The organism is Micromonospora sp. CPCC 206171, from assembly GCF_036906755.1.
GTDB classification, from domain to species: Bacteria; Actinomycetota; Actinomycetes; order Mycobacteriales; family Micromonosporaceae; genus Micromonospora; species Micromonospora purpureochromogenes.
Genome location: NZ_JBAKHT010000001.1, coordinates 526,369 through 540,503, shown reverse-complemented (window position 1 = coordinate 540,503; position 14,135 = coordinate 526,369). Strand labels below are relative to the sequence as shown.

General features: G+C 73.4%; 13 protein-coding genes. 4 read left to right on the top strand and 9 right to left on the bottom strand.

Annotated elements, in window-relative coordinates:
• Positions 1–14: 14 nt before the first annotated feature.
• Positions 15–842: an isocitrate lyase/PEP mutase family protein gene (locus V6U89_RS02440; protein WP_334568920.1), complete on the top strand. Its 828-nt coding sequence runs from the start codon at positions 15–17 to the stop codon at positions 840–842.
• A gap of 445 nt (positions 843–1,287) precedes the next feature.
• On the opposite strand, the gene V6U89_RS02435 is transcribed toward V6U89_RS02440, so the two are convergent.
• The 6 genes from V6U89_RS02435 to V6U89_RS02410 form a co-directional block, all read right to left on the bottom strand.
• Positions 1,288–2,859 carry a S1 family peptidase gene (locus V6U89_RS02435; protein WP_334568919.1) on the bottom strand — a complete coding sequence of 524 codons (1,572 nt, stop codon included), beginning with the start codon at positions 2,857–2,859 and terminating at the stop codon, positions 1,288–1,290.
• Between the two features lie 188 nt (positions 2,860–3,047).
• Positions 3,048–4,736, bottom strand: coding sequence for a ribonuclease J (locus V6U89_RS02430; protein WP_154942780.1), 1,689 nt, complete (start codon positions 4,734–4,736; stop codon positions 3,048–3,050).
• Between the two features lie 52 nt (positions 4,737–4,788).
• Complete coding sequence (dapA, locus tag V6U89_RS02425; protein WP_334568918.1) at positions 4,789–5,715, bottom strand: 4-hydroxy-tetrahydrodipicolinate synthase; 927 nt, start codon at positions 5,713–5,715, stop codon at positions 4,789–4,791.
• A 46-nt stretch (positions 5,716–5,761) separates the two neighbouring features.
• Positions 5,762–6,505, bottom strand: coding sequence for an FAD-dependent thymidylate synthase (thyX, locus tag V6U89_RS02420; RefSeq protein WP_334568989.1), 744 nt, complete (start codon positions 6,503–6,505; stop codon positions 5,762–5,764).
• 197 nt (positions 6,506–6,702) lie between these two features.
• Positions 6,703–7,356, bottom strand: a complete 654-nt coding sequence (locus V6U89_RS02415; RefSeq protein WP_334568917.1) for a DUF2752 domain-containing protein — start codon at positions 7,354–7,356, stop codon at positions 6,703–6,705.
• 4 nt (positions 7,357–7,360) lie between these two features.
• Positions 7,361–8,590 (bottom strand): winged helix-turn-helix domain-containing protein, encoded by a 1,230-nt coding sequence (locus V6U89_RS02410; protein ID WP_334568915.1) that lies wholly within the window; start codon positions 8,588–8,590, stop codon positions 7,361–7,363.
• A 78-nt stretch (positions 8,591–8,668) separates the two neighbouring features.
• On the opposite strand from V6U89_RS02410, the gene V6U89_RS02405 reads away from it, so the two are divergent.
• Complete coding sequence (locus V6U89_RS02405; RefSeq protein WP_334568914.1) at positions 8,669–9,220, top strand: GNAT family N-acetyltransferase; 552 nt, start codon at positions 8,669–8,671, stop codon at positions 9,218–9,220.
• Here V6U89_RS02405 and V6U89_RS02400 read toward each other — a convergent pair.
• Together V6U89_RS02400 and V6U89_RS02395 are read right to left on the bottom strand one after the other, a co-directional pair.
• A complete protein-coding gene (locus V6U89_RS02400) occupies positions 9,119–10,432 on the bottom strand; it encodes a glycosyltransferase 87 family protein (RefSeq protein WP_334568988.1) in 1,314 nt (437 codons plus the stop codon). The two genes, V6U89_RS02405 and V6U89_RS02400, sit on opposite strands and share 102 nt — an antisense overlap.
• Positions 10,433–10,500: 68 nt before the next feature.
• Entirely contained in the window at positions 10,501–11,679 is a 1,179-nt protein-coding gene (locus V6U89_RS02395; RefSeq protein WP_334568913.1) for an RNA-guided endonuclease InsQ/TnpB family protein, read from the bottom strand.
• Between the two features lie 170 nt (positions 11,680–11,849).
• Here V6U89_RS02395 and V6U89_RS02390 point away from each other — a divergent pair, with 170 nt between their 5' ends.
• Positions 11,850–12,431: a GNAT family N-acetyltransferase gene (locus V6U89_RS02390; protein WP_334568912.1), complete on the top strand. Its 582-nt coding sequence runs from the start codon at positions 11,850–11,852 to the stop codon at positions 12,429–12,431.
• Between the two features lie 60 nt (positions 12,432–12,491).
• Positions 12,492–13,502 carry a sigma-70 family RNA polymerase sigma factor gene (locus V6U89_RS02385; protein WP_334568911.1) on the top strand — a complete coding sequence of 337 codons (1,011 nt, stop codon included), beginning with the start codon at positions 12,492–12,494 and terminating at the stop codon, positions 13,500–13,502.
• 66 nt (positions 13,503–13,568) lie between these two features.
• On the opposite strand, the gene V6U89_RS02380 is transcribed toward V6U89_RS02385, so the two are convergent.
• On the bottom strand, positions 13,569–14,039 hold the full coding sequence (locus tag V6U89_RS02380; RefSeq protein ID WP_334568910.1) for a GNAT family N-acetyltransferase: 471 nt from the start codon (positions 14,037–14,039) through the stop codon (positions 13,569–13,571).
• Between the last annotated feature and the right edge of the window lie 96 nt (positions 14,040–14,135).

Sequence of the window (14,135 nt, the reverse complement as noted above, 5' to 3'; positions counted from 1 at the left end):
GGTGGACTTGCCGCATGACGACAGCACAGCAGCGGGCCGCCCGGCTGCGCGCCCTGCACCGGCCCGGTACACCGCTCGTCCTGCCCAACGCCTGGGACGTGGCCAGCGCCCGACTGGTCGAGGAGTGCGGGGCCGCGGCGGTGGCCACCACCAGCGCCGGCATCGCCTGGGCGCTGGGCGTCGCCGACGGCGGGGCGCTGGACCGCAGCCGGGCGCTCACGCCACTGGCCCGGATCGCCGCGACGGTGACGGTGCCGGTCACCGCCGACATCGAGGACGGGTACGCCGCCGACCCGGCCGGCGTCGCCCGGACTGTCAGCGAGGTGCTGGCCGCCGGCGCGGTGGGAATCAACATCGAGGACGCCGACCCGGCCGACCTGACCCGGCTGCGCCCCACGACGGAGCAGTGCGCCCGGATCGCCGCCGCCCGCCAGGCCGCCGAGGCCGCCGGGGTGGCGCTCTTCGTCAACGCCCGGATCGACACCTACCTGCGGGCGGTCGGCGACCCGGCGCAGCGACTCGCCGAGACCCTGCGCCGGGCCGAGGCGTTCCTGGCGGCCGGGGCGGACGGCGTCTTCGTGCCGGGGGTGGTCGACGTGGCGAGCATCGCCGCGCTGGTGTCCGGGGTGGACGGACCGGTGAACGTGCTCGCCGGCCCGGGCGCACCCACCGTGACCACCCTGGCCGAGCTGGGCGTGGCCCGGGTCAGCCTCGGCTCGTCGCTGGCCCAGGCCGCCTACGGCCTGGTCCGCCGTGCCGCCACCGAGGCACTGACCAACGGCACCTACACCGCCCTAACCCCCGCCACCTCCTACGACGACCTGAACGCCCTCCTCCACTGACCGCCCACCCCACCCCACCCCAGCGCGCTCTTTCCGAGAAAGCCTGGCTATTCCGCGCGCCGTAGCCACGCTTTCTCGGAAAGAGCGGCCACTCCGGAGCCCGGCGTCAGGAGCGGAGCCACCCGCCCCACCGCACCTTCCGGCCCCACCTCAGCGCGCACTTTCAGAGAAAGGGTGCCTATTCCGCGCGCCATGGCCACTCTTTCTCCGAAAGAGCAGCCACTCCGGAGCCCGCCGTCAGGAGCGGAGCCAATCCGGCCGACCGCAACGTCCACCCCAGCCCAGCCCAGCCCGGGGCGCGCTTTCCGAGAAAGCGTGGCTATTCCGCGCGGCATGGCCACGCTTTCTCGGAAAGAGCGGCCGTGGGGGCGGGGGGGCGGGGCGGGGACGTGGAGCGGCCCCCGACCACCGGGCGGTGGGGGTCGGGGGCCGCGGTCGGGGTGGGTCAGCTCGCCGAGAAGGCGAGGGTGTACTGGCCGGAGCCGGTCAGCGCGGTGACCCGGTAGCGGTAGGCGCCGGCCGAGCCGTCGGCCTCCAGCCTCGCCACGCCGTCGCCGGTGGCGGTGCGGGCCACGGTCCGGAAGCCGGTGCCGGTCCAGCGCTGGAGTTCCAGCACCAGCTGGGCGCCGGCGGGGGCGTCGAGGCAGGCGCTCTGCGCGCCGCCGTCGGCGACGAACCAGCGACCGTCGGGCTGCGCCTGGGAACGGCCGGCGGCGATGGCACCGGAGCGGCTGACGTCGCCGGTGCAGACCGCGGAGTCGCCGGCCGGTGGGGCGGTGGGGGCGGCGGTCGCCGGCGGGGCGGTGGCGTCGCCGCCGGCGGGCGGCTCGGCGGGGGCCGACCGGGTGTCCGCGGTGACCAGGGTCAGGTTGTTGCGCTGGAGGATCTCGTTGACCGGCTGGAAGAACGTGATGCCGCCGGCGGTGCAGTCGCCGGACCCGCCGGAGGTGACCCCCTGCGCCTGGTCGCCGGAGAGCCACGCCCCGCCCGAGTCGCCGGGCTCGGCGCAGACGTTGGTCCGGGTGAGCCCGGTGACCGTGCCCTCCGGGTAGTTCACGGTGGCGTTCTTGGCCTGAACCACCCCGCAGCGGGTGCCGGTGGTGGAGCCGGAGCGGCAGATCGAGGCGCCGACCGGGGCCTCGGTGGAGCCGTTGACCGGCACCGTGCCGCCGTTGAAGTCGTTCACCACGCCCTGCGGCGTCCACTGGTTGTTGACCTCGACGAACGCCCAGTCGTCGCCGGGGAACGAGGACGCGGCGAAGGTGCCCTGGGCGACCCGGTTCGCGCCGGTGGTGCGGTCCCCCGGCTGGCCGCAGTGTCCGGCGGTGACGAAGCCGCCGACCACGGAGAAGCCGACCGAGCAGCGGCCGGCGTTGTTGATGAGGTACGCGTCGCCGCCCCGCACGTCGAACAGCGGCCGGGGGGACTCGGTGGACGCGGTCACCCGTACCGCCCCGGCCGGCGCCCCGGTCGCCGCCGCGAACCGGCGTCCGGCCTCCTCCGCACCCGGCTTGGCGAGCACCACCACCGAGTTGGTGGCGACGTCGACGTACCAGCCGGCGATGTCCGGGGTGGCCCGGCCACCGGCCGAGTCGAGCCGGCCCTTGACCGCGTCCAGCTCCCGCACGCCCCGGTCGACCTCCTTCGGCACCGCACCGGCGGCGCGGACCCGGTCCGCCTGCCTCGGGTCGGCGACCGCCACGGTCAGCGTGGCGCCGTCGGCGCTGAGCCAGCTGCCGCCGTACGCCGCGCCCAGCTCGGCGCGCAGCCGGTTGAGGGTGCCGGTGGCCCGCCGCTCGGCCGCCAACCGCCGTACCGCCTGCTCCCGGCTGAGCGAGAGATCGCGGCTCATCGCGTCCAACACCTCGGGGGCCACCCCGCCGGCGGCGTTCGCCCCGGCCGGTCCACCGGCTCGCGGGGCGGCGTTCTCACCGGCGAACGACGGCAGGGTCACCGCCGCCGTCAATCCCGCCGCCGCCACCACGACACCGATGGCTGTCATCCGTCTGCGGTCCATCCGCCACGCTCCTCCCGGCCGGCGCGGGTACGCCTGCCGGACCGGAGTACGGAGACGACGGCCGATCGGTTGACCCGGAACCAGACCTTTCAGCGCAGCGTGTCCGGGCGGTCACTCGCCGGGGCGTACCCGGGACACGACGACGCCGGCCCACCGCGGACGGTGGACCGGCGTGCGGAGCCGGTGGGTCAGACCTCGACGACCGTCGGGACGATCATCGGGCGACGCCGGTACTTGTCGTTGACCCAGCGCCCGACGGTGCGCCGGACGATCTGCTGGAGCTGGTGCGGGTCGGTGATGCCGTCCGCGGCGGCCCGGTTGAGCGCCTCGGTGACCAGCGGGACGACCGGATTGAACGCCTCCGGGTCCTCGGAGAAGCCCTTCGCGGAGAGGGTGGGGCCGCCGACCACCTTGCCGGTGACCGAGTCGACCACCACGGTGGTGGCGATGAAGCCACCGTCGCCGAGGATCCGCCGCTCGGTGAGCAGTGACTCGCTGACGTCGCCGACGGCGAGCCCGTCGACGTAGACGTAGCGGCTCTTCACGTGCCCGACCAGGCTGGCCCGGCCCTCGACCAGGTCGACCACGTCGCCGTCCTCGCAGAGCACCACCCGGTCGGGGGCGACGCCGGACTCGACGCCGAGGCGGGCGTGCGCCCGCAGGTGCCGCCACTCGCCGTGCACCGGCATCAGGTTGCTCGGGCGCACCATGTTGAGCAGGTAGAGCAGCTCACCGGCGGGGGCGTGGCCGGAGACGTGCACCTTGGCCACGTCCTTGTGCACGACCACCGCGCCGGCGCGGGCCAGCCGGTTGATCACCCGGTAGACGGAGGTCTCGTTGCCCGGCACCAGCGAGCTGGCCAGCACCACCGTGTCGCCGGGGGCGATGGTGATGTGCCGGTGGTCGCCGCTGGCCATCCGGCCGAGGGCGCTCATCGGCTCGCCCTGGGAGCCGGTGGACATCAGCAGGATCTGCTCGGGCGGCAGCGTGGTGGCCTCCTCCAGCCCGACCACCAGGCCGGGCGGGATGTTGAGCAGGCCGAGGTCGCGGGCGATGCCCATGTTGCGCACCATCGACCGGCCGATCAGCGCCACCTTGCGGCCGTGCTCGATCGCCGAGTCGAAGACCTGCTGCACCCGGTGCACGTGCGAGGCGAACGAGGCGACGATGATCCGCCCCCGCGCCTTGGCGAAGATCGAGTCGAGCACCGGCCCGATCTCGCGCTCGGGGGTGACGAAGCCGGGGATCTCCGCGTTGGTGGAGTCCGACAGCAGCAGGTCGACGCCCTCCGCGCCGAGCCGGGCGAAGCCGGCCAGGTCGGTGATCCGGCCGTCGAGCGGGAGCTGGTCCATCTTGAAGTCGCCGGTGTGCAGCACCAGCCCGGCCGGGGTGCGGATGGCCACCGCGAGGGCGTCCGGGATCGAGTGGTTGACCGCGAAGAACTCGCACTCGAACGGGCCCAGCCGCTCCCGGCCGCCCTCCCGCACGGTCAGCGTGTACGGCTGGATCCGCCGCTCGGCCAGCTTCGCCTCGACCAGGGCCAGGGTGAACTGGGAGCCGACGAGCGGGATGTCCGGCTTGTGGGCGAGCAGGTACGGCACCGCGCCGATGTGGTCCTCGTGACCGTGGGTGAGCACGATCGCCTGGACGTCGTCGAGGCGGTCCAGGATCGGGCCGAAGTCCGGCAGGATCAGGTCGACGCCCGGCTGCTCGACGTCGGGGAAGAGCACCCCGCAGTCGACGATGAGCAGCTTGCCGTCGTACTCGAAGACGGTCATGTTCCGACCGATGGCGCCGAGCCCGCCGAGCGGGATGATCCGCAGGCCGCCCTCCGGCAGCGGCGGGGGCAGCTCACCCTCGATGTGCGCCTCGGTCACGCGTCCACCTCAATCTGCGACGCCGTTACCCGGCGTCCGTCGTGTCGTTCGATCATTCGGGCAGTTCCAGGCCCGCTGCGGCGCAGTCGGCGCGCAGCTGGGCGAGTTCGTCGGCGGTGGCGTCCGCCAGCGGCGGCCGCACCGGGCCGGCCGGCAGGCCCTTGGCCGCCAGGCCGGCCTTCACCAGGATCACGCCCTGGGTACGGAAGATTCCGGTGAACAGCGGCAGCAGCCGCCGGTGCAGCGCGAGCGCGGTCGCCGTGTCCCCCGCGTCGTACGCCTCGATCATCTGCTTGGCGGGCGCGCCGATGAAGTGCGTCGACGTGCCGACCAGGCCGACCCCGCCGACGGCCAGCGTCGGCAGGGTGAGCGCGTCCTCGCCGCTGTAGTAGGCGAGGTCGCTGCGGCTGAGCACCCAGCTGGTGGCGGTCAGGTCGCCCTTGGCGTCCTTCACCGCGACGATCCGGCCGTGCTCGGCGAGGCGCACCAGCGTGTCGGTGGCGATGGCCACCCCGGCCCGGTGCGGGATGTCGTAGAGCATGATCGGCAGCCCGGTGGCGTCGGCGACCGCGGTGAAGTGGCGCAGCAGTCCGCTCTGCGGCGGCTTGTTGTAGTACGGGGTCACCACCAGCAGGCCGTGCGCGCCCGCCTTCTCGGCCGACGCGGCCAGCTCGATGGTGTGCCGGGTGTCGTTGGTGCCCACCCCGGCGACGATTCTGGCCCGGTCGCCGACCGCCTCCACCACCGCCCGGATCAGGGTCTCCTTCTCCGCGTCCGTGGTGGTCGGCGACTCACCCGTGGTGCCGTTGAGCACCAGCGCGTCGTTGCCCTGCTCGTCGACGAGGTGGGTGGCGAGCCGTACGGCGCCGTCCAGGTCCAGCGAGCCGTTGTCGGTGAACGGGGTCACCATGGCCGTGAGCAGTCGCCCGAACGGGCGGGACGCGCCCCGATCGGGGGCGGCAAGGTGGTCGTGCGTCATGTTCACAACCTAGCGGACGACCACCGGAGAGCCGGTGGGGAAGGGCTCAGGACAGCTCGGCGTGCGGGCTGGTCGCCACCTCGGTGCCGTCGGCAAGGGTGGAGATGACGAAGTCGGCGAAGACGTTCGGGGCGACCTGCTGGAGCTGGCGCAGGCACTCCACCGCCAGCTCGCGGATCTCCACGTCGGCGTGCTCGGTGGCGCGCATGGCGATGAAGTGCCGCCAGGCCCGGTAGTTGCCGGTGACCACGATCCGGGTCTCGGTGGCGTTGGGCAGTACCGCGCGGGCCGCTTGCCGGGCCTGCTTGCGCCGCAGCGTCGGGTTCGGCTCGTCGACGAAGCGCTGCTCCAGCCCCTCCAGCAGCTCGGTGTACGCCCGGACGCTCGCCTCGGCGGCCTCGACGAACTTCTTGTGCAGCTCCGGATCCTCGGCGATCACCCGGGGCTCGACCATCGCCGCGTCCCGCTCCGGTACGTAGCGCTGGGACAGCTGGGAGTACGAGAAGTGCCGGTGCCGGATCAGCTCATGGGTGAAGGATCGGGAGACCCCGGTGAAGTAGAAGCTCACCGAGCCGTGCTCCAGCACGCTCAGGTGGCCCACCTCGAGGATGTGCGCCAGGTAGCCGGCGTTGGTGGCGGTCGCCGGGTTCGGCTTCTTCCAGCTCTGGTAGCAGGCCCGGCCGGCGAACTCCGCCAGGGCCTGACCGCCGTCGGCGTCGGTCGACCACGGCACGTCGTCCGGGGCCTGGAACTGGGTCCATGCGATCAGCTTGACCTGGGGCTGCACCATCTCCGGCATTCCTGGGACTGTAGTTGCCCGGCACCGGTGCGGGAAAGTTGACCTCCCGGCTGCGACAGCGGCCGTGAGCTGCGAATCTTGGACAGTTCGCGTGCCGGGGAAACGACAAGTGTCCAAGATCTCGCAGCCGCCACCGCGCGGCGGGCCGTCGGACGCGGCGCGGTGGCGGGGGCCGTCGGGTGCGGGGGTCAGACGTAGAGCGCGGTGAACGGGGCCCAGGGAAGGTTTCTCGCCACGGAGAAGGCCAGCCAGACGGCGAGGAATCCGGCGATCACCGGCGAGCTGATCCGCAGCTCGGGCAGGCGCCAACCGAAGGCCTGCTTCCCGGCCCACGCCACGAAGAGGTACGCCAGGAAGGGCAGCGCGAACACGAAGAGGAAGTGGTGCCGGGCGGCGGCGGGCAGGTCGCCGTGCAGCACGTACCAGAGGGCGCGGGTGCCGCCGCAGCCCGGGCAGTCCAGGCCGGTGGTCAGCTTGAGCAGGCAGCTCGGGGCGGCATCCGGGTCGCTGCGGGTGGGGTCGCTCACCAGCGCGTACGCCATCCCGATGCCGACGCAGCCGAGCGCGGCCAGCGGCGCCGCCCAGCGCGGCGAGCGCGCGTGCACCCGGAGCACGAAGCGGGTGAGCCGGTCCGGCTCGACCTGCTGGTAGGCGCCGGGCGGCCAGGCGGCGGACCCGCCGTCGTGCGCCCAGGCGCCCTCGGCGTGCCCGTGCGCGACACCCTCACCCGGAAGGGCCTCGGCGTGCGGGGCGGCCACCGCGCCGGGCGGTGCGGCCTGCGGCGCGCTGGTGTCGGACACCTGCTGACCCGGCTGACCCGCCGACCCGTCCACGCTCGTCACGCGCTCACGGTACACCGGCCACGCCCTTCAACGCGGCGGCCAGCGGATCGGCGAGATCCCCGGCGACCGGCGGGGCCACCGCGTCCAGGCCGAGCCAGCCGGCGAGCCGGTACAGCTCCGCCGCCAGCGCCACGGCGGTCTCCCCCGGGTCGGCGCCCGGCTCGATCCAGGCGGCCGGCACCAGCAGCACGCCCGCCCGCCGGTCGGCCTTCAGGTCCACCCGCGCGGTGAACCGCTCCCCCTGCAGGAACGGCAGCACGTAGTAGCCGTACACCCGCTGCGGCGCCGGCACGTAGATCTCGATCCGGTAGCTGAAGTCGAAGAGCCGCTCGGTGCGGGCCCGCTCCCACACCAGCGGGTCGAAGGGGCTGACCAGGGTGGTGCCGCGCACCCACCGGGGCAGCCGGGCGGTCTGGTGCAACCAGGCCGGCTGCCGCCAGCCCTGCACCGTCACCGGCCGCAGCTCACCGGCCTCGACCAGCTCGGCGATCGCCTGCCGGGCGCCGGCCAGCGGGAGCCGGAAGTAGTCGCGCAGCTCCGGCTCGGCGGCCACCCCGAGCGACCGCGCGGCCAGCGACACCAGCGTGCGGTACGCCTCGGCGTCGGTGGGGGTGGGCGCGGCCAGGGCGGCCGCCGGCAGCACCCGCTCGGGCAGGTCGTAGCGGCGCGCGAAGGAGGTCGTCCGGTCGGCGGCGCTCACCTCGCCGGCCCAGAAGAGGAACTCCAGGGCGCGCTTCACCGCCGACCAGTTCCACCCCCAGTTGCCGGTCTCCCGGGGCGCGTCGTGCTCGATCTCGGCGGCGGTCAGCGGCCCCCGGGCGGCCACCTCGTCGCGGACCCACGCGACCAGTTCGGGTTGCTCCTGGGCGATGCGCCGCATGCCGCCCCAGGCGTCGGAGTGGGCCTTGGCCATCCGCCAGCGCAGCGCCGCGTGCAGCCCCACCGGCACCAGCGACGCCTCGTGGCCCCAGTATTCGAAGAGCTCGCGGGGGCGGCGGTAGGCGGCGGTGTCGAGCAGGGTCGTCGGGTAGGGCCCGAGCCGGCTGTAGAGCGGCAGGTAGTGCGCCCGTTGCAGCACGTTGACCGAGTCCATCTGGATCAACCCGACCCGGTCCAGCACCCGGCGCAGGTGTCGCCGGGTGGGCACGCCGGTGGGTGCCGGGTCGGCGAAGCCCTGGGCGGCCAGCGCCACCCGCCGGGCCTGGGCGAGGGAGAGTGATTCCGGTGCGGCCATCGTCGGGCACCCTAAACCAGCGGTACGACGCCGGAGCGGACGCTGGACCCGACGCCCGGCGAGGAATAGAACGGACACATGCTCACCATCCGCCGCGAAGAGCCCGAGGACGCCGAGGCGATCGCCCGGGTGCACATCCACGGCTGGCAGGCCGGCTACGCCGGGATCATGCCCGACGAGGTGCTGCGCCGGCTCAACCCGGTGGCCTGGGCGCAACGGCGTCGGGACCTCGGCACCGCCGACCCGGAGCACCCGTTCACCACGCTGCTCGCCGAGGTCGACGGGGTGCCCGCCGGGTTCGTCACCTTCGGGCCGTACCGCAACAACCAGGACCGGGGCGACCTGGACCCGGCGTACGGCGAGGTGCTGGCGACGTACGTGGAGCCGGCGCACTGGGGTGACGGGACCGCGCGGGCGCTCCTGGCCGCGGCCCGCGACGGGCTGGCGGACCGGGGCTGGCGGGAGTACCGGCTCTGGGTGCTGGCCGGGAACACCCGGGCCCGCCGCTTCTACGAGCGGGCCGGGTTGTCAGCGGACGGCGAGCGGTCCACCTACCCGGTGCCGCTCGCCGGTGGGCGTCCCCCGGTCCGGCTCGACGAGTTGCGGTACGCCGGCCGGCTCGACGGCTGACCCGGCGGGTTCCGGACGGCCGGCGGCCGGACCGGCGGCGGCCGGGACGGCCCAGCGCCGGATCGGCAGCAGCACCAGCAGCGCCAGGCTGATCCAGACGTAGGTGTTGCTGCCCAGGAAGCCGTCCAGGCCGGTGAAGTCCTTCTCCCACGCCCAGACGATCCGGCTGATCAGCAGCCCGTACGCGACGACCGCGAAGGCCAGCAGGGCGCGCCGCCGCGGACCGTGCGCGGGCGCGGCCATCGCGTTGTCGACCAGCAGGATCAGCGCCGGGATCAGCCAGACCAGGTGATGCACCCAGGTGACCGGGCTGACCAGGCACATCAGCGCGCCGGTGAGCGCCAGCCCGGTGGCCTCGTCGCCGACGGCCACCGCCGCCCGGGACCGCCAGGCCCAGACCCCGAGGGTGGCCAGGACCAGCAACAGCCAGGCCAGGGTGCTCGGGTGGTCGGGGTCCAGCCGGGCCACCACTCCGCGCAACGACTGGTTGGAGACGAACGCCAACTCCCCCACCCGGCTGGTGTTCCACAGCGACGAGGTCCAGAACTCCCGGGAGGCGTCCGGGAAGAGCGCGGCGGCGAGCAGGGTGGCCACCGCCGCGGCCGCCGTCGAGGTGAACGCGGCCCGCCAGCGGCGGGTGATCAGCAGGTAGACGATGAAGACGCCCGGGGTCAGCTTGATCGCGGTGGCCAGCCCGATGCCCACGCCGGCCCACCGGTTGCCGGCCGGCAGCAGCCGCAGCAGGTCCAGTCCGACCAGGAAGAGCAGCAGCATGTTGACCTGGCCGAAGTTGATCGTCTCGCGCATCGGCTCGTACGCGGCGGCCAGGCAGAGCGCGACGGCCAGGGTGAACCAGCGGGACCAGCCGGCCCGGCGGGAGACCGGGTCGAGCAGCCACCAGATGAGCACCGCGCTGGCCACCACGCTGGCGGCCACGCTGACGGTGATCGCCGCCGGCCACGGCAGGTACGCCATCGGGAGCATCACCAGCGCGGCGAACGGCGGGTAGGTGAAGCCGTACTGGGTGCCGGGCTTGAGGTAGTCGTAGATCTCGCCGTGGTCGTGCACCCAGAAGGTCAGCGCGCCGTAGTAGACCTTGAGGTCGAAGAAGCCGTGCCGGACGGCCGCCACGGAGAGGAAGGCCGTCACCGCGACGGCGAGCGCGACCACCCCGGCGACCTGCGCGGCCGTCCGCCTGGCACCCTGCGCCACCATCGTCACTCCCGCCCTGCGTAGGCTTCCGTCCCGTGACTCCTCCAGTGCCTGACGGCACCGGCTTCTCAGGCCGATTCGGCGGCCTGACGGGCAAGCCCTGCCCGCAAGATGTTAACGGCGGCGTTGACGTCGGCATGGGCGATGTATCCACAAGCCACGCACCGGAAATGGGCCTGGTTGACGCGATTCTCGCGCGCACAGTGCCGACAAGACGAGCAGGTGCGCGACGTGTCACGGGCAGTCACCTCGACCACCGTTCGTCCGGCACTTTCAGCCTTGGCGCGCAGCACGTTGAGGAACACCCCCCATCCGGCGTCCAGAATGCTCCGGTTCAATCCACGCTTCTGCGCGACGTTGCGGCCAGGCGTATCAGCGGTTCCCGACGCCGAACGAGTCATCTGGGCGATCTGAAGACCCTCGTGAGCGATCAGGTCGTGCTGTGCGATGAGCCGGCGCGCGGTCTTGTGAGCGTGGTCGAGACGCTGACGACGCACTTTCCGGTACAGGGCGCCAACCCGCTCCCGCGCCTTGCGCCGCCGACTCGAGCCGCGCTGACGGCCGCCGACGACCCGCTGAGCAGTCGCGAGGCGCTCTGCCGACGCGTCGAGGTGGCGCGGGTTAGCTACCTGAGTTCCTTGAGAGGTGGTCAGGAAGGCGGCCACGCCCATGTCGATGCCGACCTGCGATCCGGTCGCGCTCAGCGGCTCAGCCGGCACCTCGTCGCAGGACAGGACAAGGAACCAGCGATCTCCCTCCCGCCGGACGGCGAGAGTCTTGACGTGGCCCGCAACCTCGCGATGAGCGTGAACTCGTACGTGGCCGATGCCCTGGAGATAGACGCGTCTGTGCCCGGACCCCGGAACGGAGTCCCACCGACAACCATCCCGGTCCTTCGGCCACTCGACGGTGTCGAACCATCCGGGCCCCTTGAAGCGCGGATAACCGGGCTTCTCGGCGGCCCTGATTCTGCGAAAGAACGCCGTGAAAGCCTTGTCGAGTCGACGCAATGTGGCTTGCTGGGAGGAGAAGGACCTATGTCCTTGCCCGTCGGGGTCGGCGCGTCGAATGTCCTTGAGCTGCGAGGACTGATCGCTGTAACGCACAGTCTTCCCAGCTTTCCGGTATACCTCCCGACGCTCCTCGAGCGCAGCGTTGTAGAGGAGCCGATGGTCCTTGAGGCAGGACTTCAATGCGGAGGACTGACGCCCCGTCGGGCGCAACAGGAACTTGTAGGACCGCCTCACGATTCCTGCTCCCGCAGCAGATGTTCCACTGCGTCAGGTCCCGCGTTGAAAACCCCCAGTACCGCGCGAGCCATGCGTAAATCATACCGGGTCGACACATCTGTAGCGGAAGGGAGGGAGCGCGGATCCGTCCTGCGCCTTCGGGTGCACACTTTCTCCGCGCGACAATAATGGCGATGGGGTTCGTACGCCCGGCGCGTCCCGAGGACTCCGGCGAGATCGCACGCATCCAGCTCGCGACCTGGCGGGTCGCCTATCGCCGGATCCTGCCCCGGCACGTGCTCGACAACCTGGACGAGGCGTGGCTCGCCCGGCGGTGGAGCGCGGCGGTGCAGGAGCCGCCCTCCGGCGCGCACCGCGTGCTGGTCGCCGTCGAACAGGCCGAGCAATCCTATCTGGTGGGGTTCGCCGCCTCCGGTCCGGCGGATGCCGAGGCGCTCGCCCCCGACGAGCCGGCCGAGTCCCTCGGCACGGGTGTGGTGGCGGTGACCGACCTGCTGGTCGAGCCCCGCTGGGGTCGACGCGGGCACGGCAGCCGGCTGCTCGCCGCCGCCGTCGACCTGTGGCGGGCCGACGGCTTCGAGCGCGCGGTGGCCTGGGCGTTCGAGGGCGACGAGGCGACCCGGAAGTTTCTCACCTCCACCGGCTGGGAGCCGGACGGCGCGGCGCGGGCGCTGGACGTCGACGACATGCTGGTCCCCCAGCTCCGGCTGCACGTCGCGGTCCCGGCCGAGCCGGTCGCCACCGACTGAGCGGCGGGCGGGGCGCGCCGTCGGCCTCCGGTGTCGGGGGCCTCGCCTACGGTATGCCGCATGACCGCACCGACGGCGAGATCCGACGCGGGCCCGAACCGGGCCGCCCCGGTGCCCGGCGCGCGCCCGGCGGCCGACCCCGCCGGCCTGGAGGGGTTCCGCGTCGAGCTGACCGGCTACGCCTACCGGATGCTCGGTTCGGTCTTCGACGCCGAGGACGCGGTGCAGGAGACGATGCTGCGCGCCTGGCGCGGCCTCGACCGCTTCGACGGGCGGTCCAGCCTGCGCACCTGGCTCTACCGGATCGCCACCAACGTCTGCCTGGACCTGCTGCGGGGCCAGGGCCGGCGGGCCCTGCCGATGGACCTCGGCGAGCCGGGCGCCCCGGTGGCGGCGTCGCTCGGCGCGCCCGGCTCGGGCCGGGAGTGGCTGGAGCCGGCGCCGGACGCCGCCGTCCTTCCCGAGGACCCGGCCGAGCTGGCGGTGACCCGCGAGTCGGTCCGGCTGGCCTTCGTCGCCGCCTTGCAGCACCTGCCGCCGCGGCAGCGCGCGGTGCTGATCCTGCGGGACGTGCTGCGCTGGCACGCCGGCGAGGTCGCCGAACTGCTCGACACCACCGTCGCGGCGGTGACCAGCGCGGTGCAGCGGGCCCGGGCCGCGATGGCCGACCGGGAGGCGGGCGCGCCGGCCCCCGCGCTGGACCGGGAGCACCGGGAGCTGCTCGACCGCTACGTCCAGGTCTTCGAGCGGTACGACATCGACGCCCTGGTGGCGCTGCTGCGCGAGGACGCGGTGCACGCCATGCCGCCGTACCCGCTGTGGCTGCGGGGGGCGGCCGACATCGGCCGGTGGCTGACCGGGCCGGGCGCCGGTTGCCGGGGTTCCCGGCTGCTGCCGGTGGCCGCCAACGGCGAGCCGGCCCTGGCGCAGTTCCGGCCCGACCCGGCCGGCGGCCACCGCGCGTTCTCGATCCAGCTGGTGGAGTCCTCCGGTGGCCGGATCACCCGGCTCACCCATTTCCTCCAGCCGCGGCTCTTCCCGCTGTTCGGCCTGCCCGACCGGCTGCCCTGAGCGGTACGGCGCCGACGGGCCCGGTGGCCGGACCCGCCGTCTCCGTGCAGGGCCCGCGCGACGGGGTCAGGAGGTGAGTTCGGCGACCAGTTCGTCGTCCTCCAGGGCACCGGTCGGGGCGAAGCCGAGGGCGGTGTAGAGGCGGGCCGCCGGGGTGTTGTCGGGGTGGTACGAGAGGCGGACCACGCTGCCGCCGTCCTGCGCGGCGAGCCAGTCGGCCAGGGTGCGGACGGTGGCCCGACCGACGCCCCGGTCCTGTTCGTCGGCCGCGATCACCATGCCGCCGATCCAGCGGGAGCCGTCGTCGTCCACCCCCCACATGGCGTGCCCGACCACCGTCTCGTCGGCGTAGACGGCCAGCGAGGTCCACACGTCGGAGCGCATGGTCAGCACCAGGTAACGCGCGGCCAGGGCGGGCACCCAGGCGCGCTGGTCGTCGCGGGGCGCCACGTCGGCGACATCCCGCCAGTTGTCGTCGTCGACCGGCCGCAGCGTGATGTGACGTCCGGCCCGGTCACGCAGCCCTGAATCGATCATGACGATCAGCCTAGGTCCCGGCCGGACCGGGCGACGAGCCAATTCACCCGGCCGGTCCGGCTCACCCGGCCCGTCCCCCAGGGCGCGGCCGGGTGC

Coding starts and splice junctions, on each gene's coding strand:
- V6U89_RS02440 (WP_334568920.1), top strand. CDS start 15: ATGACGACAGCACAGCAGCGGGCCGCCCGGCTGCGCGCCCTGCACCGG.
- V6U89_RS02435 (WP_334568919.1), bottom strand. CDS start 2,859: ATGGACCGCAGACGGATGACAGCCATCGGTGTCGTGGTGGCGGCGGCG.
- dapA (WP_334568918.1), bottom strand. CDS start 5,715: ATGACGCACGACCACCTTGCCGCCCCCGATCGGGGCGCGTCCCGCCCG.
- thyX (WP_334568989.1), bottom strand. CDS start 6,505: ATGGTGCAGCCCCAGGTCAAGCTGATCGCATGGACCCAGTTCCAGGCC.
- V6U89_RS02410 (WP_334568915.1), bottom strand. CDS start 8,590: ATGGCCGCACCGGAATCACTCTCCCTCGCCCAGGCCCGGCGGGTGGCG.
- V6U89_RS02405 (WP_334568914.1), top strand. CDS start 8,669: ATGCTCACCATCCGCCGCGAAGAGCCCGAGGACGCCGAGGCGATCGCC.
- V6U89_RS02390 (WP_334568912.1), top strand. CDS start 11,850: ATGGCGATGGGGTTCGTACGCCCGGCGCGTCCCGAGGACTCCGGCGAG.
- V6U89_RS02385 (WP_334568911.1), top strand. CDS start 12,492: ATGACCGCACCGACGGCGAGATCCGACGCGGGCCCGAACCGGGCCGCC.
- V6U89_RS02380 (WP_334568910.1), bottom strand. CDS start 14,039: ATGATCGATTCAGGGCTGCGTGACCGGGCCGGACGTCACATCACGCTG.